Origin of the sequence: Salegentibacter maritimus (genome assembly GCF_016236915.1) — a bacterium.
GTDB lineage: Bacteria > Bacteroidota > Bacteroidia > Flavobacteriales > Flavobacteriaceae > Salegentibacter > Salegentibacter maritimus.
Map to the genome: position 1 here is coordinate 22,676 of NZ_JAEHOK010000005.1, position 26,609 is coordinate 49,284.

General features: G+C 36.9%; 17 protein-coding genes. 8 read left to right on the top strand and 9 right to left on the bottom strand.

Translation table 11 applies throughout. The features are described from left to right. Window positions 1-24 precede the first annotated feature (24 nt). The 6 genes from I6U49_RS05075 to I6U49_RS05100 form a co-directional block, all read right to left on the bottom strand. Entirely contained in the window at window positions 25-1,659 is a 1,635-nt protein-coding gene (locus I6U49_RS05075; RefSeq protein ID WP_198627836.1) for a S41 family peptidase, read from the bottom strand. A 31-nt stretch (window positions 1,660-1,690) separates the two neighbouring features. Next, on the bottom strand, window positions 1,691-2,071 hold the full coding sequence (rnpA, locus tag I6U49_RS05080; RefSeq protein ID WP_198627837.1) for a ribonuclease P protein component: 381 nt from the start codon (window positions 2,069-2,071) through the stop codon (window positions 1,691-1,693). Between the two features lie 253 nt (window positions 2,072-2,324). Continuing rightward, entirely contained in the window at window positions 2,325-4,175 is a 1,851-nt protein-coding gene (locus I6U49_RS05085) for a M1 family metallopeptidase (protein ID WP_198627838.1), read from the bottom strand. Window positions 4,176-4,301: 126 nt separating this feature from the next. Further along, entirely contained in the window at window positions 4,302-5,975 is a 1,674-nt protein-coding gene (locus I6U49_RS05090) for a S8 family peptidase (RefSeq protein WP_198627839.1), read from the bottom strand. 39 nt (window positions 5,976-6,014) lie between these two features. Beyond that, the gene (locus tag I6U49_RS05095; RefSeq protein ID WP_198627840.1) at window positions 6,015-6,878 is read right to left on the bottom strand and encodes an MBL fold metallo-hydrolase; all 864 of its coding nucleotides are present in this window, start codon (window positions 6,876-6,878) and stop codon (window positions 6,015-6,017) included. Between the two features lie 206 nt (window positions 6,879-7,084). Beyond that, window positions 7,085-8,869, bottom strand: a complete 1,785-nt coding sequence (locus tag I6U49_RS05100) for a cation:proton antiporter (RefSeq protein ID WP_193712279.1) — start codon at window positions 8,867-8,869, stop codon at window positions 7,085-7,087. Between the two features lie 190 nt (window positions 8,870-9,059). On the opposite strand from I6U49_RS05100, the gene I6U49_RS05105 reads away from it, so the two are divergent. Further along, window positions 9,060-10,970 carry a cation:proton antiporter gene (locus tag I6U49_RS05105; RefSeq protein ID WP_193712278.1) on the top strand — a complete coding sequence of 637 codons (1,911 nt, stop codon included), beginning with the start codon at window positions 9,060-9,062 and terminating at the stop codon, window positions 10,968-10,970. On the opposite strand, the gene I6U49_RS05110 is transcribed toward I6U49_RS05105, so the two are convergent. Together I6U49_RS05110 and lepA are read right to left on the bottom strand one after the other, a co-directional pair. Continuing rightward, window positions 10,967-11,728, bottom strand: a complete 762-nt coding sequence (locus I6U49_RS05110; RefSeq protein WP_193712277.1) for a YebC/PmpR family DNA-binding transcriptional regulator — start codon at window positions 11,726-11,728, stop codon at window positions 10,967-10,969. The genes I6U49_RS05105 and I6U49_RS05110 overlap by 4 nt on opposite strands. Window positions 11,729-11,835: 107 nt before the next feature. After that, entirely contained in the window at window positions 11,836-13,632 is a 1,797-nt protein-coding gene (gene lepA, locus I6U49_RS05115; RefSeq protein ID WP_193712276.1) for a translation elongation factor 4, read from the bottom strand. A 317-nt stretch (window positions 13,633-13,949) separates the two neighbouring features. On the opposite strand from lepA, the gene I6U49_RS05120 reads away from it, so the two are divergent. From I6U49_RS05120 to murQ, 3 genes are all read left to right on the top strand, one after another. Continuing rightward, window positions 13,950-15,221: a sugar MFS transporter gene (locus I6U49_RS05120; RefSeq protein ID WP_193712275.1), complete on the top strand. Its 1,272-nt coding sequence runs from the start codon at window positions 13,950-13,952 to the stop codon at window positions 15,219-15,221. Window positions 15,222-15,234: 13 nt separating this feature from the next. Continuing rightward, window positions 15,235-16,809 (top strand): beta-N-acetylhexosaminidase, encoded by a 1,575-nt coding sequence (locus I6U49_RS05125; RefSeq protein WP_198627841.1) that lies wholly within the window; start codon window positions 15,235-15,237, stop codon window positions 16,807-16,809. A 169-nt stretch (window positions 16,810-16,978) separates the two neighbouring features. Further along, on the top strand, window positions 16,979-17,794 hold the full coding sequence (murQ, locus tag I6U49_RS05130; RefSeq protein ID WP_198627842.1) for an N-acetylmuramic acid 6-phosphate etherase: 816 nt from the start codon (window positions 16,979-16,981) through the stop codon (window positions 17,792-17,794). 64 nt (window positions 17,795-17,858) lie between these two features. On the opposite strand, the gene I6U49_RS05135 is transcribed toward murQ, so the two are convergent. Beyond that, window positions 17,859-18,614: a DeoR/GlpR family DNA-binding transcription regulator gene (locus I6U49_RS05135; RefSeq protein ID WP_193712272.1), complete on the bottom strand. Its 756-nt coding sequence runs from the start codon at window positions 18,612-18,614 to the stop codon at window positions 17,859-17,861. A gap of 254 nt (window positions 18,615-18,868) precedes the next feature. Here I6U49_RS05135 and I6U49_RS05140 point away from each other — a divergent pair, with 254 nt between their 5' ends. The 4 genes from I6U49_RS05140 to I6U49_RS05155 all read left to right on the top strand — a co-directional run bounded on the left by I6U49_RS05140 (window position 18,869) and on the right by I6U49_RS05155 (window position 26,595). Further along, on the top strand, window positions 18,869-21,931 hold the full coding sequence (locus tag I6U49_RS05140) for a SusC/RagA family TonB-linked outer membrane protein (RefSeq protein WP_198627843.1): 3,063 nt from the start codon (window positions 18,869-18,871) through the stop codon (window positions 21,929-21,931). Window positions 21,932-21,935: 4 nt separating this feature from the next. Next, window positions 21,936-23,438, top strand: a complete 1,503-nt coding sequence (locus I6U49_RS05145; RefSeq protein ID WP_198627844.1) for a SusD/RagB family nutrient-binding outer membrane lipoprotein — start codon at window positions 21,936-21,938, stop codon at window positions 23,436-23,438. A gap of 94 nt (window positions 23,439-23,532) precedes the next feature. Continuing rightward, window positions 23,533-25,134, top strand: a complete 1,602-nt coding sequence (locus I6U49_RS05150; RefSeq protein WP_198627845.1) for a glycoside hydrolase family 10 protein — start codon at window positions 23,533-23,535, stop codon at window positions 25,132-25,134. Window positions 25,135-25,137: 3 nt separating this feature from the next. Continuing rightward, window positions 25,138-26,595: a sodium:solute symporter gene (locus tag I6U49_RS05155; protein WP_198627846.1), complete on the top strand. Its 1,458-nt coding sequence runs from the start codon at window positions 25,138-25,140 to the stop codon at window positions 26,593-26,595. Window positions 26,596-26,609: the final 14 nt, after the last annotated feature.

A 26,609-nucleotide genomic window follows, 5' to 3' on the forward strand; every position in this document is an offset into this window, starting at 1 on the left:
CTTATAATCAATATTTTAATTTTGTTATTTTAAAACTTGTGAATAGCGTTGGGGGTCGTTTAAAATAGATTTTGCCTCAAGAATTTCAGGATTGTTTTCAACATAATATTTATACAAACCTTCTTTATAGAAATAGCGTTTTATAATTTCATCGGTTAAAATACTTACTATTTCGTGTTTCTTTTCATCTAATTCTTTCATTTTTTCAGCGGCAATTTCAGTTGAAATACTCTTATAATGATTAAGGATATTCTGTTCATAACCTTCTTTGGAAGCAGTGGCAAGTAGTTCTTCAAGTTCCTGTTCTGTAGCTGTTTTATACTGAAAATTTGTACTTTTTAAGAAGCTTTTAAAATTGTTGAAATCTGTATCTGTAAACTTAAAAGATTCAGGAGACTCAAGTTCATTATTATAGTAATAATCTGTCGCGAAATTAAAAATTGCGTTCTCTGCCAGTAAAGCATTGGTAATAGCACTGTATTCTGAAGTTTCCAGTTTTACATCGGGAGAAATGCCACCTCCATCAAAAACACTACGTCCGTTTCGGGTTTTAAACTCATTAAAATCTTTTGCTGTACGTTTTATAGCTTTGCCCTCTTCATCCCTTTCAGCATAGTTTAAAGCCTGTATACAGCGGCCGCTGGGGGTATAATAACGTGAAATGGTAATTTTAAGTTGCGTACCATAGGCAAGCTCTTTTGGGCGTTGTACAAGGCCTTTTCCAAAACTTCTGGCACCAACTACCACTCCCCTGTCTAAATCCTGAATAGCCCCTGCCACAATCTCACTTGCAGAAGCGCTACGCCCATTTACCAGAACCACTAAAGGAATTTGAGTATCTATAGGTTCTTTTTGGGTTTGATAGGCTTTATTATACTTTTCAATAACAGATTTTGTAGTGGTAATTAATTCGCCTTTAGGTAGAAAAATATTGCTCACATTAATGGCTTCTGTTAATAAACCACCTGGATTTCCACGTAGATCTAAAATAATTTCTTCTGCTCCCTGGTTTTTTAAATCTTTTAATGCCCTAATGGTTTCTGAAGAGGCTTTGGCATTAAAGCGGGAAAGTACAATATATCCTATTTTTTCGTCTATAAGTTGATAAAAAGGAACCGCTTTTAATTGAATAGGACTTCGGGTTAGTTGAGTGGTTTTAATTTCTCCCTGGCGTTTATATTTTAAATTGATTTTTGAATTTGCATAGCCATTTAATAACTCACTAATATCATTCCCATAATCGGCTACTTTTATGCCTTCTACCTCAATAATTTTATCCCCTGCTTTTAAACCGGCTTTATCGGCGGGATAATTTTTATAGGGTTCCATAATTAACAAAGTAGTGTCCATAACCTGAACTGTAGCACCTATACCCGTGTATTCGCCCGAATTACTTATTCTGGCGGCTTCTACATCCTGTTCATTCCAGTAATTGGTATAAGGGTCCAAATCTGCCAGCATAGCTTTTATTGCGGTATCCATTAAAGCTGCAGGATTGGTTTCATCAACATAATTCATATTGATTTCCTTAAAAAGCGTGGTGAAGATTTCAATTTGTTTGGCAATCTCAAAGAAATCAGATTTAAATCCAAAACCGCTGAATATGAGCGTGGCACCCAAACAAATTACCGCAATTTTTTTTGTGAGTTTCTTTTTCATTTTTAAATATTTTCAAGTAAAATTAGGGTAATTAGCGAGCTTTTTTCTCCTGTTCTATAAACCTTTCAATAAGCTTAACCATGGTTTTATTCATTTCCTGGAAACTAATTTTATCCCTGGAAATATAAATAAACATCAAAGCATAAGGTTGAGGTAGATTATTGATTACAAGATACTTATTTTTTCTGAAAGCTTCCCGCATCAATCGTTTAATTCGGTTGCGACCCACGGCGGTTTTTACCAGTTTTTTAGGAACTGAAACCCCGGTTTTGCAATGGGTAATTTCAGGATTGGTGATTGGGAGATAAATAAGTTTTAACGGATATTTTTTAACCGATTTTCCCTCCTGAAATAAAATATCTATAAGTTTTTTGCTCTTTAGCTTTTCTTCTTTTCCGAAACTTTCATCCATACGTCAAAAGTAAGCATAGTTTTAAGTTCTCTATTAAAATTTTAAGTGGAAATAAATGGAATAGTAAGCTATAAGGATTGAATTATATATGTTAACCTGAACTTGTTTCAGAGCCTGCTCCGAAATTTTTCGGAGTTCTAACAAATTTAGATTCTGAAATAAATTCAGAATGACGATAGGAAATCTGATATAAAAAAAGACCTCACAGGTTTCAATAACCTGTGAGGTCTAAATTCTAATTTAAAAATTATTACTACTCTTCTTCTTCCGCTGTAGAAGCTTCTTCGGCAGTATAAAGGTTGTCGTCTCTATTAACATCGGCCATTAATTGAGATTCGTCTATTTCTATACTTTCTATCTCGCTAAGTGGTTTTTCTATGTTAAGCTTGTAAGTAGGATAAGCCCAGGCCCAATCATCGGCAACGGTCCAGTTCTCATGATCGGCAGGTTTTTCCCAACGCATTAATTGCAAAGGAATATAGATCATTTCTTCTTCCCCATTGTTATAACGCACGGTAACATCTAAGGGCATTGGCATAAGTCCTTTACGCTCTAAAGTAACTGTAGTTGAATTATCACCGCCTTCCGTAACTTCTTTAATTCCATAGTCTATAGTATTGGTAGTGCGCGTCCAATCGTTTAAATACCAATCTAATTCTGCCCCTGAAACTTTTTCGGCAATCCTAATAAAATCATTTGGGGTTGGGTGTTTAAATTTCCACTCGTCGTAATAGCGTTTTATGGTGTTATCTAAATTATCTTTCCCTATTACATACCCTAATTGAGCAAGGAAAACAGCTCCTTTTGAGTAGGCTGATGCTCCATAAGCAGCATTTAAATTATATCTATCGGCCTGCGTGGTTTGTGGTTGTTCAACTCCAGAGTTCGCCAATTGTATATACGAACGGTAAGAACCTGTAAATGGGTTTTCGGCATAAGTTTCCATAACCTGGTTCATAGCAGCGCTGGAAATATAACTTGTAAAACCTTCGTCCATCCATTCGTGTTTACTTTCGTTGGTAGCCATTAAATGTTGAAACCAGGCATGGGCCAATTCGTGAGAAGTTACCCCAACAAGGCTTCCAAAGCTGCGTTCTCCCGTTATTAAGGTTATCATGGCATATTCCATTCCGCCATCTCCCCCCTGGGCCACAGTATATTGATCCCAGGGATATGGACCGATATTCTCATTGAAAAATGCTAATAGACCTTCGGTTTTATCCTGAAGATTTTTCCAGTTTTCTTTTATTTCATCATTGTCTTTATAGAAAAAGTGAAGCACAGTTCCGTCAGCAGCGGTTCTTTTATCGTGAATATACTCCGGGTCTGCCGCCCAGGTAAAATCGTGTACTTTTGGCGCTACAAAATGCCAGGTATGGGTATCTCCTTTTGCTTTCACTTCTTTATCGGAATATCCATGACCAATTTCATCGGGGTTTTGCAGGTATCCTGAAGCAGCAACGGTATAATCTTTATCCAGGGTTAATTTTACATCAAAGTCGCCCCAAACGCCGTGAAACTCACGCCCAATATAGGGTGCTGCGTGCCATCCTTCAAAATCATATTCGGCCATTTTAGGAAACCATTGGGTCATAGAAAGGGCTACCCCTTCTGCACTATTTCTTCCAGAACGGCGAATTTGTTTTGGCACCTGGCCTTCAAATTCCATATTGAAAGTAGCTTTTTCTCCCGGTAAAATAGGTTCATCCAGGGTTACTTCCAATACAGTACCAACTTCTTCAAAAGAAAGATCGTTCCCGTTTTGATCCAGGCTGGATACTCTTAAATAGCCCTGTTCTTCTTCACTTAATTTAGAGATACGATCTCCTACTCTCCTATCGGGATCATTAATAGTCCTGGACCTAACGTCCATTTCGCTTCCCGGCTGAAAAGCATTAAAATACAAATGATAAAAAACGCGGTTTAAGGTATCGGGAGAATTGTTGGTATATACCAATTCCTGAGATCCGGTATATTGAAAATTTTCAACATTCATATCTACCTCCATCTTATAATCTACGTGTTGCTGCCAGTAGCCGGAGTTGTTTTGAGCGCTGACCAGAGAGGTTGCAACAAGGGCCAGACATACTAATAATTTCTTCATGTTATTGTGGTTTTTATAATCTACTTAAATTTTATTGGCATCGCCAAAGGTTATAATACCCCAGTCTTGCCTTTAAATTAAAAAATTGTTTCCAACGAATGCCTCGTGGGCTTTCCCCGAGGTAGTTTACTTGGTTTGAGAGGCTAAAATAAGGGCATTGTAAAGGTTTACCATTTTACCTGACTTAGATAATTCTTTAAAGTCCTGCACGTTGTTTCTGTCCCCTCCTACAATTACATCGGCATTAGTAGTTAAGCCACTATCCATAATTATTTGCTTTACCTGTGCAGCGCTTAATTTTGGATAAAAAGAGCGAATAATTGCTGCTACCCCGGCTACAGCAGGTGCAGCCATAGAAGTACCCTGTAGGTATTCGTATTCATTATTTGGGGTTGTAGACCAAATTTTAGTTCCCGGAGCAAAAACATCTACGTTTGTTTTCCCGTAGTTAGAGAAATTAGCCAATAATTGTGCGCCATAATCAAAATTAAGAGCACCTACCGTTAAAAAGTTATTTGCGATTTCCTGAGGGGCTTCAGGGTTTTGATCGTTTGGATAAACGGTATTTTCATCTAAATTAAGGCTTTCATTTCCTCCGGCATTTACAATTAATACATCATTTTTTTCAGCATATTTAATGGCTTCTATTACCCATTCAGGATTTGGCGAAAAGTATTTTCCGAAGCTGGTATTAATCACTTTTGCACCATTATCTAATGCATAACGAATAGCCAGGGCAATATCTTTATCGTATTCATCTCCATCTGGCACTGCACGTATAGCCATAATTTCCACATTATTGGCTACCCCGTTTATGCCAATATTATTGTTTCTTTCTGCAGCAATAATTCCGGCTACGTGAGTACCGTGTTTGAGGTCTTCTTTCTCTGGATCAGGTCCCATAACATTGCCGTTACCGTATTTGGTATCGGTAATATCGTAAGGATCGTCTCCTACGGGAGCACGGCCATCCAGTTCTAAATTAAAATGGGTGTCCAATCTACCGTCATAATAGGCAATACCTTCATCTAATTCTTCCAGCGCTTCGGGAATATTTTCATTTACGTTATTCTGAATTTGCTGTAACATAGCTTTATATTGCGCCATTTGCCCTGTAGCTTGCATGTCATTAAGCTCTTCTATAGTGTAATTCTCTTTACCAAGTTGCGAAGAAACAGCCTGGTGTGCAGCTACCAATTGTTTTTTTATTTGCTCATATTGATTTCTATTTTGAACCGTTTCCTGGTACTCTTTTTCGTACTCCTGTTTAGCTTCCTGGTAGTAGATAAATTCGGCGCGATCTGCTGTGCTTATAGAACTTGCGGTTTTCCCTTCATATTTTGGTTTTAAGCGCTTATAAATTCGGGTATATTCCATATTTTCCTTTACAGCATCCCCCAGGAAGTTCCAACCGTGTACATCGTCTATATAACCGTTGTTATCGTCGTCTTTTCCATTTCCGGGAATTTCATCGGTATTGGTCCAAAGAACACCTTCAAGATCTTCGTGCTCAATATCAACCCCACTGTCTATTACGGCCACAATGGTTTTTTGTCCCTTATTATTTTTAATTATTTCTGAATAAGCCTTTTCAACACTCATTCCGGGAATAGTGTCGGTTACAAGATCGGCACCCCCCCAGCCTTTTAGTTGGGTTTCAGTAAGATCATCTATTTTAAGTGGAATTGAATCTATATTGGCTATTGGGGTAGAAACTATTTTGGGTGAGCCACTTCCGCAGGAAGCCAAAATAAGCGCGCTTCCCATAGCTAATGCAGGTTTTAAAAAAGGTATCTTCATTATTTATATAAATTGTTTAATATTTACTAATGGAATTATTTAATTGAAAAGTTGGTTAAAAGTAAAGCTTTTGTCCAGCCTAACTCCTTTTTCGGTGTTTTTTAAAGTGATAATCTCATTATGCGCATCGTGTTCCAGGAACAAATAATACTTTTCATCGGCCGCTTTTTTCAAGAATTTTTCTTTTTCAGACAATGTAAGTAATGGCCGGGTATCATAACCCATTACATAAGGTAATGGAATATGACCTGTGGTAGGCAATAAATCAGCCATAAAAACAAGGTTTTTATCTTTGTATTTAATGTGAGGTATCATTTGTTTATCGGTATGTCCATCTACAAACAATACGCCAAAATTAAATTCCTGCGCTGCTGTAAAATTTTCATTTTCCTTACGATTTAAAAAATGAAGTTGGCCACTTTCTTCCATGGGCAATATATTTTCGGGCAGAAACGAGGCTTTTTCACGGGCATTGGGTTCTGTAGCCCATTTCCAGTGTTCTTTATTGCTCCAAAATTTCGCGTTTTTAAAAGCTGGTTCATAACCGGTTTTATCTCTGTTCCATTGTATGGCACCCCCCACATGGTCAAAATGAAGGTGGGTTAAAAACACATCGGTAATATCGTCGCGATGAAACCCGTATTTTTTAAGAGATTTATCTATAGAATGTTCGCCCCAGGGATAATAATAACCAAAGAATTTTTCACTTTGTTTATCGCCCATCCCAGTATCTATAAGCGTAAGTTTATCGCCATCTTCAATTAAGAGGCAGCGCGCTGCCATATCTATCATATTATTAGAATCGGCCGGATTTGTTCGGTTCCAAAGGCTTTTAGGTACAACCCCAAACATAGCACCACCATCCAGTTTAAAATTTCCTGATTCTATAGGATATAATTTCATAAGCTTTAATTTAGGTTTTGCAAATTACTAAAAGCAATACACATGCACTGCTAAAATTCTGTTAGCAGGCATGTTTTAAAGCTTAAAGTTAAGAGTAAAACGCATCGCGACAAGATAACGAGTCTAAAACGAAAGTTTTATTGGTACCGCCAAAGGCTACAATACCCCATTGTAAAATTTCAGTTTATTGGCTTACAGTTAAAAAACTATTCTAAATAGATCACTTTTTCACCTTCGGTAATTGTATCGTTGTAATGGAAAGGCCTTATAACACCTTCGGTATTAACTATAAAAAACGGCAAAATAGAATCTTTATCCCCTTTATGTTCTTTAACCCATTGGCGGGTAGAGATTTCTTCTTTAATGGTTAAGGTGTGTTCTTTAAAGTCTCCATTGCTAATTTTTAATGCCCAGGGTTCCAGTTCGGTTTTATTTGCAAAAAGTGAAGTTGCCTTAATTTTGTCTAGCATATTTACATCTGTACCGGTTTCACTGGGAGATACCAAAACAATTTTATTGGGAATATAAAATGCATCATCGGCAAGTTGTGCGGCAAGGTAATTTATTTCACTATTCCCGGTAAGGCCAATAAAGGTGCCTTTTTCTATGGCGTTTGCATCTTCAAAGGTTTCTTCTTTTAGAATATTACCATACATACTGTTGAAGCCTTGTTTTTTAGCTTCAGCCACCATTTCCCGGTTAGCATCTATAAGTACCACTTCATTTTTATTCTGAAGTTTTTTTGCCATGTATAATCCAAGCGGGTTGGCACCTAAAATAATATAACCATTTCTGGATTCCTGGTGTACCAATTCGTTTCTACTCCTTAGCCATTTTGTAGTCCAGGTTAATAATAACGGAACTGTTAATGTGGTGAAAATGGCCATAAAAACCAGTATAGAAAAGATCTCACTGTTTATAATACCCATTTGTAAGCCAATACCTGCAATAATAATTTCTACAGCACCACGCCCATTCATTCCGGTTCCTACCGCAATACCTTCGCGCCAGCCATAACCACTGGGAAGGTAAAACAAGGCTGTACCGAATATTTTTCCTACCATGGCCATTAAGGTAACAACAATAAGCATTGCAAGGTCTGTTTGAAAGACCTCCAGGGTTACATTAAATCCTGCGGAAACAAAGAATATAGGAGCCAAAAAACCTATGGAAATATCGTGAAATATGTTGTTAATGTCTTTAGAAATTTGGCGATTAAACACACCATCCCTAATAAACAAACCAGCCATAAAGGCTCCTAAAATACTGTGTAAACCGGCTACTTCAGCTAGTTCTGAAAAACCTAAAACAATAATGAGAATTAGGGTAAAATGAAGTGTACGGCTATTAATTTTGGATTCCATTAAAAACCTACCCAATAATGGTAAAAGGTAGATCCCTGCCAGTGCTGTAAAAACAAAAAATAAGATAGCTTTTCCTGCAACCCAGGCCAGTCCAAGCGTGTCTATACTTCCTGCATCTACATAACTTATAATTCCGGCAAAAATCACCAGTGCAAGGGTATCAGAAATAAGTGCCCCGGCCATAAGTACGTATGCTATACGGGTATTGAGTAATTTTAAATCTACTAAAATTCGACTTTTGGTAGCTAAAGAAGTGACTGCTACGGCTATGGCTACAAAAATGGCAGCCATTTGGGTTCCGCCAAAATATATAATAGTGTAATAACCTAATACAAAAGGAACTATAAACCCGCCAATAGCAGCTAAAAGTCCTGGCCAAGAGGCTTTTCCAAGATCCCTAAAATTAATTTCCATGCCTATATAAACCATAAGTAGAATAATTCCTACTTCGGCCAGCACATTAATCATTTCTGAAGTTTCGAGTAGTCCCAACATGGCAGGACCTAACACGATTCCTATAATTAATTCGCCTAAAATAGCAGGATAGCCCAGTTTTTTGGCTGCCGATCCGCCTAACCAGGCACTTGCTAAAATGATCAGTAAATTGAGAATATTTAATTCTTCCATAGAACAAAATTTAGACAATTAAGGCTACAAAATATTACTATTTTCACAATATATAGGTGAATACCTGAAATAAATGGAAGTGAAAATAAAAAAAAGTTTTTTTATTTTAAAAAACCTGAATTCCTTATATACTTGCGGTTAAATCGAGCTATTTTTGTAAATAGCAATTTATAGCTAAAACAGTGTACACATGTTAGAACTGGCAAGTTTGGTAATATTGGGGATCCTGGCGCAGTGGTTAGCCTGGAAAATTAAAACCCCGGCAATTTTACCACTGATATTAATTGGGCTTTTGGTAGGGCCTATTTCAACATTAATTAGTGAAGATGGAACCAAGTGGGTTGAACCTATTTGGAACGGTACCGAAGGTTTATTCCCGGGAGAAAGCCTTTTTTACTTTGTATCTCTTGCTATTTCAGTAATTCTTTTTGAAGGGGGATTAACTCTTAGAAAGAGCGAAGTTGGCAATATTGGTCCTGTAATTTTAAAATTAATTAGCGTGGGCACCATAGTAACTTTTTTAGGTGCCGGTCTTGCAGCGCATTTTATTTTTGATCTCACCTGGCAAATATCCTTCTTATTCTCGGCATTAATTATAGTAACCGGCCCTACGGTAATCGCTCCTATCCTACGAAATATTCCATTAAAAACCCATGTTTCATCTATTTTGAAATGGGAAGGAATACTTATAGATCCCATTGGTGCGCTTATTTCTGTACTTATGTTTGAATTTATTAGGGTTGAAGGTGGACAGGACTTTACACAAACGGCCTTAATTGAATTTGGTAAAATCTTACTGTTTGGCTTTACTTTTGGCTTTACTTTCGCCCATTTATTGGCTTTCTTGATTAAAAAGCAAATTATTCCACATTATTTACTAAATGTTTTTACCCTGGCAACCGTTCTTGGCGTTTTTGTTATGGCCGATATGTTTGCACACGAAAGTGGCCTTTTAGCGGTGGTAATTATGGGAATGGTAATGGGAAATAAGGATCTGCCAAACATTAAAGAGTTATTGTATTTTAAGGAATCCCTTAGTGTTTTACTTATTTCAATTTTATTTATACTACTAGCTGCAAACATTGAAGTAGAGGAGCTCTTGCTTATATTTAACTGGAACTCGCTTATTTTATTTGGAATAGTAGCACTATTGGTGAGACCAATAGGTGTAATTTTAAGTTCCCTTGGTTCTGGTTTAAAAGTTAATGAAGTGGCTTTTATAAGCTGGGTAGGCCCCAGGGGTATTGTGGCCGCAGGTATAGCATCGTTATTTGGACTGCGCCTGGCTCGTGAAGGTATTGAAGGCGCCGAATATATTACGCCACTGGTGTTTATGATTGTACTTTGCTCGGTTTTATTAAATGCGGCTACAGCAAGGCTTTTTGCACGTTTAGTAGGGGTTTTTATTAAAGATTCTCAGGGAGTTTTAATAATTGGTGCTTCTTCAATTTCAAGATTAATAGGGAAATATTTACAGGATAATAAACGCCATGTAGTGCTGTTGGATAACAATTCAGATAATGTTAAAAAAGCACGGAAACTGGGAATTGAAGCTATTGAGGGGAGTGTCTTTTCAGATGATTTGATGAATAATATCGAGTTGAATGACATTGGTTACCTTATGGCAATGACCGGAAACAGCGATATTAATAAAACCGCCATCGCAAAGTTTAAAAAACAATTTGGTGAGAATGGTTCTTTTAGGCTTATTACTGCAGATGAAATGAATAATCCGGAAAAGAACCCAACCGAAGGCCTGTTTTCACATACCGATGATTATATAAAACTTACGGATGTTTCTAGAAATTATCCAAAAATTCATGAAGTAGCGCTTAATAGTAAGGAGCATTACGAAGGACTTATAGAGATTTCTAAAACCGATACAGATATTATTCCGCTTTTTGTGAAAAGTAAGAATGGAAATTTAACTATTATACCATCCCACAGCTCTGAAGTTGAAATAGAAGAGGGATATCAATTGGTTTATCTTGGTAAGAAAATTCAAAGAGAAGAGGAAGTTGAAGAGGCTTATGATGAAACGATAGACGATTCAGAGACAGAAGAAGAAATAAAAACAAAGAATGAGCAGGAAAGTAACTAATCTTCCTGCTCTAATTCTGCTACTAACGCATCGGTGATTTCCATATTGTGATAAACATTCTGGACATCGTCGTCGTCTTCAAATTTTTCTGCGAGGCTTAGTATTTTTTTTGCATCATCTATTGGTAATTCTAAGGTATTCATAGGAATACGTTGAACTTCAGAAGATTTAACCTCTATATCCAATTCTTCTAATTTAGCCGCCATTAATCCAAAATCGGTAAAATCGGTATAGATTGTAATAAAATCATCTTCTTTTTCAATTTTTGAAGCACCACCTTCAATAAGTTCCAGTTCAAATTCTTCCAAATCCATTGCTATTTTTTCTCTCTCAATGGCAAAAACTCCTTTTTTGTCAAAAAGAAACTCTAATGAACCGTTGGTACCAAGGTTTCCGCCATTTTTTGAAAATATAGAGCGTACCGAAGCTACCGTACGGTTGGTATTATCTGTAGTACATTCAATAAAAAATGCTATTCCGTTAGGGCCATATCCTTCAAAAGTTACCAGTTCATAATTATCGGCATCAGCTCCGCTAGCCTTCTTTATAGCGCGTTCTATGGTGTCTTTGGGCATATTTACACCCTTGGCATTGGCAATGGCATTACGCAAGCCGGGATTAGCTTCAGGGTCTGGCCCGCCACCTTCTTTTACCGCTACACTAATTTCCTTGATTGCCCTGGTAAATTGCTTTGCTCGTTTTTTATCCTGCGCCCCTTTACGGTGCTTTATATTTGCCCATTTACTATGTCCGGCCATGGTATTTGAGTTTTAAATTGGTAGACTTACAAAATTAAGAAAATGTGGAAAATAAAAAACCTCGCAGCAAGTGTGAGGTTTTTATCAATTTTTATAAGTTTTTAAGTTTAATCATTCAGCTTTAAAACTGCCATAAATGCTTCCTGTGGAATTTCAACATTTCCTACCTGTCTCATTCGTTTTTTACCTTTTTTCTGCTTTTCCAGAAGCTTTCTTTTACGGGAAATATCACCTCCATAACATTTTGCGGTCACATCTTTTCTAAGTGCCTTTACCGTTTCACGGGCAATAATTTTAGAACCTATAGCCGCCTGTATTGGAATATCAAACTGTTGTCTTGGAATTAATTCTTTTAACTTTTCACACATTTTCTTTCCAATATCGTAGGCGTTATCTACGTGTAGTAAGGCAGAAAGTGCATCAACAATATTTCCATTAAGTAAAACATCTACTTTTACAAGTTTAGACTGTCGCATTCCTATTGGAGAATAATCAAAGGAAGCATAACCTCTGGAAACCGTTTTTAACCTGTCGTAAAAGTCAAAAACAATTTCGGCCAAAGGCATGTCAAAACTAAGTTCAACCCTTTCAGGAGTTAGGTAAACCTGGTTGGTGATTTCTCCTCTTTTTTCTATACAAAGCGACATTACATTCCCAACATAATCGGCTTTTGTAATGATGGTGGCTTTAATAAATGGCTCTTCTACCCGGTTTAGGGAAGAAGGTTCGGGTAAATCAGACGGGTTATTAACCAGAATTAGATCGTCTGGATTTTTATTGGTGTAGGCGTGGTAAGACACGTTAGGTACGGTAGTAATTACCGTCATATCAAATTCACGCTCTAATCTTTCCTGAATAATTTCCAGGTGAAGCATTCCTAAAAAGCCACAACGGAAACCAAAACCTAATGCGGCCGAACTTTCTGGTACAAATACTAAAGAAGCATCGTTAAGCTGGAGTTTCTCCATAGAACTTCTTAGCTCTTCATAATCTTCGGTGTCTACAGGGTAAATACCGGCAAATACCATAGGTTTTACATCCTCAAATCCTGCTACGGCTTCGGTGGTAGGGTTTTTGGCATCGGTAATGGTGTCACCAACTTTTACTTCCCGGGCGTCTTTAATTCCGGTAATTAGATACCCTACATCTCCTGTTTTTATTTCTTTACGCGGAAATTGCTTTAAACGTAAAGTTCCTACTTCATCGGCAAAATAGTTCTTATTGGTCGCTACAAACTTTATGTTCTGGCCTTTTTTAATAGAACCGTTAATAACTCTAAAATAAGTCTCAACTCCACGGAAAGGATTGTATACCGAGTCGAAAATAAGAGCTCTTAAAGGTGCATCTATTTTTCCGCTTGGAGGTGGAACTCTTGTAATGATTGCTTTTAAAATTTCTTCAATCCCCAAACCTGTCTTAGCACTGGCGGGAATAATGTCATCATGATCACACCCTAAAAGATCTACAATATCATCGCTTACCACTTCAGGATTGGCACTTGGAAGGTCTACTTTATTAAGCACCGGAATAATTTCAAGATCGTGTTCCAGGGCTAAATATAGGTTAGAAATTGTTTGCGCCTGTATGCTTTGTGCGGCATCTACTATTAATAATGCCCCTTCACAGGCAGCGATAGAACGGGAAACTTCATAAGAAAAATCTACGTGTCCCGGAGTATCTATAAGGTTTAAAACATATTTTTCGCCTTCATATTCATAATCCATCTGTATGGCGTGACTTTTAATGGTAATGCCACGTTCGCGTTCTAAATCCATACTATCCAGTAGCTGTTCCTGCTTTTCACGATCGGTCACTGAACCTGTAAAATCTAAAAGTCGATCTGCCAGGGTACTTTTTCCGTGGTCAATATGGGCGATTATACAGAAGTTTCTTATATGCTTCATCGGGTATTTTTAATAATTGAATTCCTAAATGGCTAATCAATAAATTTAAGTTTACAAATATAGTTTATTTCATAGTCCAAAAAAGAAAGATAGAATATAAGAATTCTAAGAAATTTGAATCCCATACTATAGATTTTGAAATTTATTTAGATAAAAAAATATTGTAACTTTTAGTTAATTATAAAAAAACTTACTTAAGTATACAGCAGTTGTAAAAAAGTTTCTTTTTTTTGTAGGAAACATTTTTGTTATAATTTTCAAAAAAGGCGTTAAGTTTAGCCTAAAATAAATACTAATATTAATTAAGAAACACACTTATGGCTGCTAATACCGCAACTAGTCAACCCAAAAACAACACCAGTAGATCTATTATCATTATTGGGGTTTTATTTTTCATCTTCGGATTTGTAACCTGGTTAAACTCGGTACTTATCCCATTTTTAAAAACTGCCAGCCAGTTAAATAACTTTGAATCTTACCTCGTGGCTTTTGCTTCATATATTTCATATTTTGTAATGGCTATACCTGCCGCCTGGGTTTTAAAAAAGATAGGTTTTAAAAATGGTATGTCTTTAGGATTAGTTGTAATGGCGGTAGGAGCCCTGGTTTTTATACCCGCTGCAATGTCAAGAACTTATGCCATGTTTCTTTTTGGTTTGTTTGTTCAGGGAACCGGTTTGGCCCTTTTACAATCTGCCGCCAACCCATATATCACTATTCTTGGCCCTATTGAAAGTGCGGCCAAACGAATAAGTATTATGGGAATTTGTAACAAGGTAGCCGGAGCTTTGGCACCTATTATTTTTGGAGCCATTTTGCTTAAAAATATGGATGCCGTAGAAGCCAGATTAGAGGGAATGAGTGCCGTAGCAAAAACAGCCGAGTTAGATAAACTTGCCTCTCTTGTAATTACGCCATACATTATAATGGCCGTAATATTGGTAGGTCTTGCCGTACTTATTTATTATTCGGCTTTACCGGAAATTGAAACCGATGGGGAGGATGATACTGTTGCGGCTGCCAATAAAAATAAAACAAGTGTACTTCAGTTCCCCAACTTATTGTTGGGTACCCTTGCTATGTTTTTGTATGTTGGGGTTGAAGTAATTGCAGGAGATACCGTAATTAGTTATGCAAAAGACGGGCAGGGTATAGCTACAGGAGTAGCTAAATTCTTTACCACCTATACCTTAATAGCCATGATTGTGGGTTATTTAATTGGTACGGTAACTATTCCAAAATACATTAGCCAGCAAAAGGCATTGCAAATTTCAGGTATTTTAGGGATAATCCTTGGTCTATGCGCCATCTATACCGATGGTTATATTTCGGTACTTTGTATTTCCCTTTTAGGTCTAGCCAATGCCCTTGTATTCCCGGCAATTTGGCCTTTAGCGCTTAACGGTTTAGGTAGATTTACAAAAATAGGATCTTCTTTTCTAATTATGGCACTTGCAGGAGGGGCTATCTTACCTTTAGTTTACGGATATTTAGCTGATACTTTTGATCCTCAAGCTGCTTATTGGATTGTGATTCCTTGCTATTTATATATCTGGTACTTTGCTGCCAAAGGACATAAGATAAGATAAAAACTTTTTTATTATGAAAACTTTTAATATCAGGTTTAGTTTAGTGTTTTTAATGTTTTTTCAATTGGGTTTATCCGCACAAGAATCCAATATTGAAAAACCGGCAATCATCCCGCAGCCAGCAGAAGTTGAGTGGAAAGACGATTTTTTTACACTTCAGGAAAGAACAGTGGTTTGTTTTAATACCGGTGCAGAAGCATCGGCTGCCTGGCTGCATAGATTGCTGCAAAATACGTATACGCAAAGCTATACCATGAAAGGAGATAATTGTAACGGTTTTAATTTAAATCTTAACCCAGAACTAGAAGAAACCCTGGGAAAAGAAGGTTACAATTTAGATATTTCTTCAAGTACCGTTAACTTAGAAGCGGCCACAGAAGCCGGACTTTTTTATGCTATACAGACCCTGCGCCAAATCTTGCCCGCTGGTATTGAAAATGAAAAAGTTTTGGAAGAGATTCAACTTCCTCAAGTTTCAATTACCGATAGCCCAAGGTTCGCATGGCGCGGTACTATGCTAGATGTGGCTCGTAGTTTTTTTGGTCCAGATTATATAAAAAAGCATATAGACCGAATGGCTTTTTACAAGTTAAATAAGCTTCATTTACATTTAACCGATGATCAGGGATGGCGTATTGAGATAAAACAAAAGCCTAAATTAACAGAATTAGGAAGTAAAGGTGCGGTAAAAGGAGGAAGATCTGGATTCTTAACCCAGGAAGAATATAAAGAAATTCAGGAATATGCGGCAGCAAGAAATATTGTAATTGTGCCTGAAATTGATATTCCGGGACATATTTATGCGGCTTTAATGGCTTATCCTGAGCTAAATTGTGATGATTTAAGCAATATTGAACCTAAAAGAGCAACCCCTCCGCAACTTTTCCATGGTTATGAAGTGGGGTGGAGTAAATTCTGTCTCGATAAACCTGAAATTTACGATTTTGTAAGCACAGTATTAGGCGAAGTGGCCGAAATTACTACAGGAGATTACCTACACATTGGAGGAGACGAAATAGAAGATGAACGCTATAAAGAATTTGTAATAAAAGCAGATTCTATTGTACAGGGGCTTGGAAAAACAACTATAGGTTGGGAAGAAGTAACGCAGGCTGCTGTAGATACTACGTTTATTAGTCAGCGGTGGAATGGAAAGACAAAGAGCGTTGTAAAAACCCCAATTATAGAATCTATTTGTTCAAGTTTTTATTTTGATCACGCCAATGTTCCAGGTCAGGAAATGACCAATAACTGGTGCCAGGAAAGAGGTGTGTCATTAAAAGATACTTATACTTTTAAAGTTACTAACCCAAATACAATTGGGGTAGAGGCTCCGGTTTGGACCGAGATGGTACTATCGGACGAGGCTGCAGACGATAGATTTTGGCCTAGAAGTATTGCCATGGCAGAAGTGGGATGGACTAAGGATGAAAACAAAGATTATAATGGCTTTTTAAAACGCCTGGGCGCACAAGGGCTACGACTTGACTTTATGGATGTAAATTATTTTAGAAGTCCGGAAGTAGAATGGAACAGCGATCCTAAGAAGGGTGTTTTTTCAGATTTTATGCCAGAATCTAAATATTAATTATTTTAGATAATTTTACTGAAAACATAGAACTGTCTGAAAAGATTTTTTCGATAAGCTGAACTTGTTTCTGCTCCTGATTTATTTCTTGTAAGAAGGAAATCTTGAAATGAATTATAGAAAACGATTTAAAATCTTTTCAGGCAAAATCTTTTAATTAAACTTAACCATGGAACATACGAATCCCGATACCGAAAAGACCTCTAAGTACAATAATTTAGAAAAGATGAGTACTTCGGCTTTGCTCAGTAATATTAATAAGGAAGATAAAAGTGTTTCAGAAAGTGTGGAGAAAGAGCTTCCTGCCATTGAGAAGTTGGTGGATGCTATTACCCCAAAAATGGAAGCTGGGGGTAGGTTGTTTTATATTGGTGCAGGAACAAGTGGGAGACTGGGTGTTTTAGATGCTTCAGAATGTCCCCCAACATTTGGTGTTTCAAATCAGTTAGTAATCGGCTTAATTGCCGGTGGAGATACGGCCTTAAGAAATGCTGTAGAAAACGCAGAAGATGACACACAACAAGCCTGGAAAGATCTTCAGGAGTATAATATCTCAGAAAAAGATGTATTGGTAGGCCTTGCTGCCTCGGGAACCACCCCTTATGTAATTGGTGGAATAAAAGAGGCTCGTGCCAAAGGTATTATTACCGGTTGTGTTACCTGTAGTTCAGGTAGCCCATTGGCGGCAGCTTGTGAATTTCCGGTAGAGGTAGTTACCGGGCCCGAGTTTGTAACCGGAAGTACAAGAATGAAAGCCGGTACAGCCCAAAAACTTGTACTGAATATGATATCTACTTCGGTTATGATTAAGCTGGGGCGTGTAAAGGGTAATAAAATGGTAGATATGCAACTTTCAAATAAGAAACTGGTTAGTCGCGGCGTCCGTATGATTATGGAAGAATTAAATGTAGATGAAGCAGAAGCTTCAAAACTGCTACAAACCTACAAGAGCGTGAGAAATGTATTGGCTCAATATAAGGCTTAAGAAAGCTTTAGTTTTCTAAGGTTTTAATATTTTATTCTATTTTAATATTCCTGGTAAGGATTTTTTAAAGTAATTCCAGTCCACTATTTTTATATTTTAGTAATTCAGGTGTATTCGGAGATAATTCTGTAATTAAGGAATCTACCTGAAGGGCGTCACATACCTTAAACCTATTTGAAGTATTTAGTTTTTTAGAGATGGTAAGCGACACTAATTTTTTTGAAGATTTTACCATAGCTTTTTTCATTTGGGCCACCTCCCAATCCAACTCTGTGATACCTTTTTCAATATCCATATAGCCGGTACCCAAAAAACAGATATCGGCGGTAATTTCAGATAACAGATTAATTGCACTGCCACCTGCGGCAAGTTGCGATCCTCTTGAGAGTTTTCCTCCAATGAGGTGTACCTCATCATTTTTAGAAACATTGTTTAACAATTCTACAGCCATAGGAAGGCTGGGGGTGAAGAAGGTTAAATTCATTTTTCTGGGGATTAATTTAGCCAGTTCCAAATTGGTAGATCCACCGCTAATAAGAACTACATCACCGTGATTTAAAAGCTTAATTCCTTTTTTGGCAATAATAGATTTATTTTCATGCTCATAAATCTCCCGTGTATTATCTGAATGTATATTAAACCCATTTGAAACGGCTCCTCCGTGAACTTTTTTAAGTTGTTTTAACTTGTCCAGTTCCATAAGATCCCTTCGTACGGTGTCCATAGATACATTAAGGGTTCGTGTTAAGTCACTTAATAAGACCCTGTTGTGTAAATGCACTTCATCTAGAATAATTTGATGGCGTTCTGCTTTCTTCATATAAGATCTTTAGTAATGGCTTTTACTTAAACAACCTATTGTAAGCCTGTTAAAATGTTAATTTTTCTAAAATAAAACTTGAATTACTAATATTACTTCTTTTATTTTAAATCACAAATATGCGATTAAAAATTGCAAAAAGGATGTTATATGTTGTAAAAAACAGCATATAATGCTAATTAATGCAATATTTAATTGCTATTAATGTATTTATATAATATGTTTGTTTCCTAATCAATTGTTAATGTAATAATATGGAAAAACGATTTCGTAAATTTATTTTGGTGTTGGTCTGTTTGTTTTCAATACAGGCCTGGGCACAGGAGAGGGAGATTTCGGGAACTATAATGGATGAGAACGGCGTACCGCTACCAGGAGTGAACGTTATAGAAAAAGGATCCAGTAATGGAACGGTATCGGATTTTGATGGTAATTTTAATCTTTCAATACCCGATAAAGATGAAACTATTTTAGTTTTTTCTTCACTGGGTTTTGAAAAAAAGGAAATCGTTGTAGGAGATAAAAATACATTTAAAATCTCCTTGGTTACAGATACTGAAAGTTTAAATGAAGTTGTAGTAACTGCTTTTGGAATTGAGCGGCAGGAGAAAGCTTTGGGGTATGCGGTACAAGAAGTGAATTCTGATGAGGTTCTTGAGGGAAATAAAACTAATGTAGTAAGTGGTCTCCAGGGAAAAGTCTCTGGGGTTACTATTTCCAATTCAGGGGGTGCTCCCGGTTCATCTACAGCAATATTGATTAGAGGGGGAACATCTATAACAGGGAATAACCAACCGTTGTTTGTGGTAGATGGAATTCCAATTGATAACTCAACAAGTTCCAGTTTGACTGTAGCAAGTATTAATAGAGCTGCAGATTTGAACCCTGAGGATATAGAAAGTGTTTCTGTGTTAAAAGGACCCGCAGCAGCAGCATTATATGGTATACAGGCGGCTGAAGGAGCCGTAATTATTACAACTAAAAAAGGAAAAGCCGGGGTAGCAACAATTTCTTATTCAGGAACTTTTTCGGTAGATGAAGTTTTAGGAACTCCAAATGTACAACAAGATTTTGGACAGGGAACACAGATTTTAAGTACTGACGGATTTAGCTATGAAAAGGAATCTAACTTTAGCTGGGGACCTACCGTAGGTAGTGAGCAAACTTATAATCATATTGATAATTTCTACGAGACGGCCCTAACCCAAAATCATAATGTGAGTTATTCAGCGGGTAGCGAGAAAAGTACTATGTATTTATCTATTGGTGACCTTTCTCAGAATGGAGTTATAGAAGGGACTAATTACGATAAAACTTCCTTTAAAATAAATACTACTTCCCAGCTGGGAGATAAGCTTACAGTAGGTGCCTCAGCAAACTACATAGTCACAGAGGTTGGTAGCACCAAACAGGGAAATGCTTCTGGTAGCAGTTATAGTAGCCTATTATCTTACCCCATTAACGTTGATATTCAAAATTTTTATAATGAAGATGGATCACAAAAAATGTTTTATGGAGACCAAACTTTTGATAACCCATATTGGAGCTTAGAAAACAGCCCTAACGATAATAAAGTAAATAGACTAATAGGAATTGTGAATGTTAGCTACGATTTCTTGAATGATTTTAACCTTTCTTATAAATTGGGAACAGATTATTTCTCTGAAACAAGTAAGCGTGTTATTGGTACTGGATCCTTAATTGAAAATAGATCTGAAGGTTATATAAGCCAGTTTCAAAGAGAAAATAGAAAAACTACTTCCAATTTAATCTTAAGTTATAATAAAGAGTTAAGCGAAGACTTTAAAATAGATGCTCTGGTAGGTAATATGGTAGAAGATTACAGAGTTCATAGTGTTTATACCTATGGAGATGGATTTCAAGCTCCTGGAATTTATAGTATTGGAAATGTTTCACAAGAGAACCAATCAATCACAGAAATAATTACCAGAAGAAGGGCAGTTGGGGTTTTTGGAGAAGTTAAATTTGGTTGGAAAGATGCACTTTTCTTAAACTTTACGGGAAGAAACGACTGGTCATCTACATTACCAGAAGATAAAAGGTCTTTCTTTTATCCTTCTGTAGGGACATCGGCTGTAATAACCGATTTATTTAAGCAGGCAGGAAATGATATTACCAATGATAATGGTCTATCTTTTATGAAATTTAGAGCAACTTGGGCTCAAGCCGGAAAAGATGCCCCAATAGGAGCTTTAAATAGTTTTTTAGGAACAAATATAAATCCACTTGCCAGTTCAGCTTATGTTTATAATGGAGTTGATATAGGTAACCCTGCTTTAGAACCTGAATTTACAGATAGTTACGAAGCTGGAATTGATGCTCGATTCTTTAAAAATAGATTAGGCTTAGATTTAAGTGTTTATTACAGTAAATCGAAAAATCAAATTCTTGAAGATATTAGGGTCCCACCTTCTGCAGGTACATTTTATGCTACTTTAAACGGAGGTTCTATTATTAATAAAGGAATTGAAGCTTTAATTACAGCAAAATTATTTGACAGGAATAATGCATTTCAATGGAATATGACCTATAATTTCGGACTTAATAAAAGTGATGTAATTGAATTACCCGGGCAGCTTGATGAGGTTTATCTTTCAGACTCCTGGACTTTTAGTAATACAGCGGCCGGCGCAGCTATTTTAAATGGGTCTTTATTTGGATTGAGAGGTTACAAAGCCGTAAGAAACGATCAGGAAGAACTTCTTATTGGAGCCGATGGTTTGCCTGAACTCGAAACTGTAATCTTTGAGGACGTTAATCGTCTCCCAGATTGGACATTAGGTATTACCAATAACTTATCTTATAAAAACTTTAATTTTTCATTTTTACTTGATCTAGTTCAGGGTCAGGAAGCATATAATGCTACAAAATCAGCATTTATTTATTACGGTCTTGGAGAAGAAACCCTGGATAGATCTCCAGATGGAGTAAGAGTTGTAGAAGGAGTTTTAGCAAATGGAGAACCTAATACTACGCAGGTTACAGACCAGCAGTATTATCAGCAATATTATTCACAAAATGCAGAAAATTTTATTGAAGATGCTTCTTTTGCAAGACTACGTTATGCAACATTAAGTTATGATTTACCTACTGCATTATTGGAGAAGTTAAATATTGTATCAGGACAAGTTTCTGTTACCGGTAGAAATTTATTTACCATAACCGATTACTCTGGAGTAGATCCTGAAGTCAATACTTATGGTGCCGGAATTCAAGGTGCAGGGTCTATGGGTATTGATAATTTAGGAACTCCAAATACCAAAGGTTTTGATTTAGGATTAAGATTTAAATTTTAAGAAGATGAAAAAATATTATAAATACTTTCTATTATTTGCTACTATAATTATTACTGCTTCCTGTAGTGAAGATTATTTTGATGTAAACGATTCGGTGACACAGCCAACAACTACAGAGCTGCCTCCTCAATACCGTATCGAGGGAGCTATTGAAAACGCAGTTGCTACGGCTCAATATAGAGGAGTAAGAGAAGTATTGGGAGTTGTTCAATACGGTTCCCAAAATACACCTGCATATTATTCTGAATCCTGGAATACCTTTTTAACAACAGGTAGATATTTCTTGTGGCAGAATGTGTATGTTTATGCACTTCCAAATACAGCAGATCTTATTTATCTAGGGGAGAAATTTAATTCCCCTCATTATACTGCTGTTGGAAAAATTTTAAGAGCATATCTTTTAGGTATGGCTACAGATCAATATGGCTCTATAGTTTTAGACGATAGCTATAATCCAGAAGAATCTATAAAATTAGAACCAGAATTTGTTTCTCAAGAATTAGTCTATGAAAGAATTTTCCAAATTCTAGACGAAGCTGTGCTAGAATTAGATCAAGAAAGTGAATTAGGCTTGAACGATGAAGGAGGGGATATTCTATACAATGGAGATTTAGAGCAATGGAAAAAATTTGCATATTCAATTAAAGCACGGTATTTAAATCACTTAACAAAGAAGAATTCTGGAGAGCACGCTTACAATCCTCAAATGGTTATAGAGGCTGTTCAAAAAGGCTTTAGCTCTAACGCAGATAATGCTTACATAAGTTATGGAGGAGGAGAAGCATCTAATGATAACCAACCATTTAGCGAAAGCGGTTACGGTTCTACAAGGTTTGATTATTTTTCTGAATTTTTTGTTGAATTATTAAAGAACCCATTAAACGAATATTCAAATGTTGAGGATCCCAGGCTCAAAGCAATTGTGCCGGAAGCCGTAAATGGGGGTTATCAGGGCGTTAGAACAGGTGCAGGGGTAACTAGCGGAGAAGAGGATAATTATTCTATTGGTTATGGTGGTTTTTACACTTCTCCAGATTCTCCCACTTTTATGATGACTTATAGTGAATTGAAGTTTATCGAAGCAGAAGCTAAATATAGAAGTGATGATAAAGCCGGGGCATTTCAGGCCTATATAGAAGGGGTTGAAGCCGATTTAAAAAAACTGAATATTTCAGAAGATGAAACTTCGGCTTATTTAGATACCATTGAAGATGAAATTTCTATTGCCAATTTTGATTTGTCTCAAATTTTTGTTCAAAAATATATTGCAAATGTGCTTAACCCTGAGACCTGGGTAGATTTTAGAAGAATGGATTATAGTTCAGATATTTACCCGGGTTTAGAAAGACCTGATAATGTAAATGTAACTCTTTTTCCTGGTGAGAACGATTGGTTAAGAGCTATGATGTATGAGTATAATGAAGAAGATCGTAACTACGAAAATATGCCAGATAATGATCCATACATTAGATTAACCACTCCATTATGGTGGGATACAGAGGAGTAGTTCATTCATTTGAATAATATAAAACCCTTCAAAATTTATTTGAAGGGTTTTATATTATTATTTTTTCTTTAATTGCTCTCAAAATCTTCAAACTATGAAAAAAACACTTCTTTCCCTACTTACTTTATGCTTGTTTTTTTATTCCTGTAAATCTACCCGGGAAGTCCCAAAAGCTCCAGAAGAGCCCGCTGTACCCGATACAGAAGAAATAGTTGAGCCAATCCCTGAAGAAATCGAGGTTCCAGAAACACTAGACGAAGAAGAGAAAGCCTGGAACCCTAATACACCAAAGAATATTGAAGAATTTCGTGCCGCCTGGATCGCTACTGTTGCCAATATTAACTGGCCCAGTAAACCTGGCTTATCTACTTCGGCACAGCAAAAAGAAGCTTTAGAGCTGTTAGATTTTTTAGAGTCGCACAACTTTAATGCGGTTGTTTTTCAGGTACGTCCACAGGCCGATGCCCTTTATAATAGTGAGATAGAACCCTGGTCGTATTTTCTTACCGGAGAACAGGGAAAAGCTCCTGAACCTTATTACGATCCGCTTAAATTCTGGATCAATGCCGCTCATCAGCGTGGTTTAGAACTGCACGTTTGGTTAAACCCGTATAGGGCACATCATACCACCGGAAAGGAAATCAGTGAAAAATCGGTAATAAAAACCAATCCCGAACTTGTGGTAGCATTAGAAAACGGGATGTGGTGGATGGATCCTGCCCAAAAAGGCACGCAAGACCGATCAGCCGCGGTTGTGATGGATATTGTAAAACGTTATGATGTAGATGGTATTCATTTTGACGATTATTTTTATCCTTACGACTCTTATAACAACGGCAAAGATTTCCCAGACGATAAAAGCTGGAGAGCTTATCAGGCAGCCGGTGGCGAACTTTCACGTGGCGATTGGCGTAGGGAAAGCGTGAATGTTTTTATCAAAAGAATTTATGAAGAAATTAAAGCTGAAAAACCACATGTAAAATTCGGTCTAAGTCCTTTTGGTATTTGGCGCCCGGGCTATCCGGAGTCGGTACAGGGGTACGACCAATACGATAAGTTATATGCCGATGCCAAACTATGGTTAAATGAAGGCTGGATAGATTATTATACCCCACAACTATATTGGAAAATTAGTCAATTAGGGCAAAGCTTTCCCGAATTATTAGGTTGGTGGAAAAGCGAAAATACCAAACAACGCCATTTATGGCCGGGAATGAATGTTGGGGGCGATGGTGACGAGATGCATATTACAGAGGTGATAAACCAAATTATGATTACCCGGGGCATGCTTCCGCAAAGCAAAGGTGCTGTGCATTGGAGTATAGGTCCCCTATTAAAAAATAAAGAGCTTGCAAAGGCCATAAAAGAAGGGCCTTACAGGAAGAAAACCCTGGTTCCGCCAAGTCCCTGGTTAGACAATACCCCGCCCGAAATTCCTAATGTAACCGTAAATGAAAACCTGGATAAAATTGAAATGACCTGGGGCGTTGAAGATGATGCAGATATTAAAAAGTGGGTTTTGTATTTTAAATATGAAACCGGCAGTTGGGATTACAAAATTTTAAATTCCGAAAAAAGAAGTCAGAGCTTACAAAAGGAAGTAGGGAAGAAGAAGGTGCAACTTGAAAAAATAGGGATAACCTCGGTAGACCGAAACGGAAATCAAAGTGAATTTATAGAAATTAAAATAAACTAATTTATGAGCCCACTTCTCGTTTTTGGGGTTATTGCCGGTTATTTTTTGCTTTTAATGGCCATTAGTCATTTTACTTCAAGGCAAGCCGATAATAACACCTATTTTACAGCAAATAGACAATCGCCCTGGTTTCTGGTAGCTTACGGGATGGTTGGTGCTACCTTGTCTGGGGTTACTTTTATATCGGTTCCCGGTGAAGTTGGAAATTCAAATTGGACCTACCTGCAATTTGTAATGGGCAATATGATGGGCTATGCTGTTATTGCCTTTGTTTTAATACCATTGTTTTATAAACTGAAATTAATTTCCATTTATGAATATTTAAAAAATCGGTTTGGGCAAAATTCTTATTATGCCGGCGCTTCATTTTTTTTGATCTCCCAAACCGTAGGCGCCTCCTTTAGATTGTTTTTGGCAGCCCTGGTTTTACAAATTGCTTTTTTTGATGCTTTTGGAATCCCGTTTTGGGTTACGGTGTTAATCACTATTGGTCTAATTTGGTTATATACTTTTAGAGGTGGAATAAAAACTATTGTATGGACAGATACCCTGCAAACCACTTTTTTACTCTTGGCAGTGGTAATAAGTATTTTTATGATTGTAGATCATATGGGTCTTAAATTCACCGATGTATTTGCTACTGTGGCCAATAGCGAAAAGTCTACGATCTTCGATTGGGATTGGCGTTCAAATAATGCATTTTTTAAGAGTTTTCTGGCAGGGATATTTATAACAATTGCGATGAATGGACTCGACCAAAACGTAATGCAAAAAAACCTTACCTGCAAAAGTAAAGGGGAGGCACAAAAGAATATTTTTTGGTTTTCTATTGTATTTTTCTTTTCAACGGTACTATTTCTGGCCCTTGGGGTTTTGCTTTACAAATACGCCGCAGATCAAGGTATTGCCATCCCGGAAAGAACAGACGATCTTTATCCATTACTGGCATTAAACCACTTTGGAATTTTGGCCGGTATTGTTTTCTTATTAGGAATTACGGCAGCCGCTTTTTCCAGTGCAGATTCAGCTTTAACCGCGCTTACTACGTCTTTTTGTGTAGATATCCTGGACATTCAGAAAAAGGAGAAAAATCAGAAAAGAACAAGGATGCTGGTTCATATAGGCTTTACAATCTTAATGTTTTTCGTAATTATTGTTTTTAATGCCTTAAACGATAGTAGTGTGGTAAGTATGGTTTTTAAAGTAGCCGGTTTTACTTACGGTCCGCTGCTGGGATTATTTGCTTATGGCTTACTATGTAAAAACCCGGTGCGGGATAGATGGGTGCCACTTGTTTGTATTTTATCACCGGTAATTTCAGTAATTTTAGATTTTAATTCTGAAGAATGGCTAAATGGCTATGAGTTTGGTTTTGAAATATTGTTGGTGAATGCCGCAATTACCATGTTGGGTCTTTTTGCACTTTACCGCCCAAATACTGATGAGGTTTCTATAGAGTAAACTACCTTGGGGTA

Excerpts from the sequence above, each read along its gene's own strand:
- I6U49_RS05090 (WP_198627839.1), bottom strand. The coding sequence starts at position 5,975 with ATGAAGATACCTTTTTTAAAACCTGCATTAGCTATGGGAAGCGCGCTT.
- I6U49_RS05095 (WP_198627840.1), bottom strand. The coding sequence starts at position 6,878 with ATGAAATTATATCCTATAGAATCAGGAAATTTTAAACTGGATGGTGGT.
- I6U49_RS05110 (WP_193712277.1), bottom strand. The coding sequence starts at position 11,728 with ATGGCCGGACATAGTAAATGGGCAAATATAAAGCACCGTAAAGGGGCG.
- I6U49_RS05085 (WP_198627838.1), bottom strand. The coding sequence starts at position 4,175 with ATGAAGAAATTATTAGTATGTCTGGCCCTTGTTGCAACCTCTCTGGTC.
- I6U49_RS05145 (WP_198627844.1), top strand. The coding sequence starts at position 21,936 with ATGAAAAAATATTATAAATACTTTCTATTATTTGCTACTATAATTATT.
- rnpA (WP_198627837.1), bottom strand. The coding sequence starts at position 2,071 with ATGGATGAAAGTTTCGGAAAAGAAGAAAAGCTAAAGAGCAAAAAACTT.
- I6U49_RS05100 (WP_193712279.1), bottom strand. The coding sequence starts at position 8,869 with ATGGAAGAATTAAATATTCTCAATTTACTGATCATTTTAGCAAGTGCC.
- I6U49_RS05125 (WP_198627841.1), top strand. The coding sequence starts at position 15,235 with ATGAAAACTTTTAATATCAGGTTTAGTTTAGTGTTTTTAATGTTTTTT.
- I6U49_RS05155 (WP_198627846.1), top strand. The coding sequence starts at position 25,138 with ATGAGCCCACTTCTCGTTTTTGGGGTTATTGCCGGTTATTTTTTGCTT.
- I6U49_RS05120 (WP_193712275.1), top strand. The coding sequence starts at position 13,950 with ATGGCTGCTAATACCGCAACTAGTCAACCCAAAAACAACACCAGTAGA.
- I6U49_RS05075 (WP_198627836.1), bottom strand. The coding sequence starts at position 1,659 with ATGAAAAAGAAACTCACAAAAAAAATTGCGGTAATTTGTTTGGGTGCC.
- lepA (WP_193712276.1), bottom strand. The coding sequence starts at position 13,632 with ATGAAGCATATAAGAAACTTCTGTATAATCGCCCATATTGACCACGGA.
- I6U49_RS05140 (WP_198627843.1), top strand. The coding sequence starts at position 18,869 with ATGGAAAAACGATTTCGTAAATTTATTTTGGTGTTGGTCTGTTTGTTT.
- murQ (WP_198627842.1), top strand. The coding sequence starts at position 16,979 with ATGGAACATACGAATCCCGATACCGAAAAGACCTCTAAGTACAATAAT.
- I6U49_RS05150 (WP_198627845.1), top strand. The coding sequence starts at position 23,533 with ATGAAAAAAACACTTCTTTCCCTACTTACTTTATGCTTGTTTTTTTAT.
- I6U49_RS05105 (WP_193712278.1), top strand. The coding sequence starts at position 9,060 with ATGTTAGAACTGGCAAGTTTGGTAATATTGGGGATCCTGGCGCAGTGG.
- I6U49_RS05135 (WP_193712272.1), bottom strand. The coding sequence starts at position 18,614 with ATGAAGAAAGCAGAACGCCATCAAATTATTCTAGATGAAGTGCATTTA.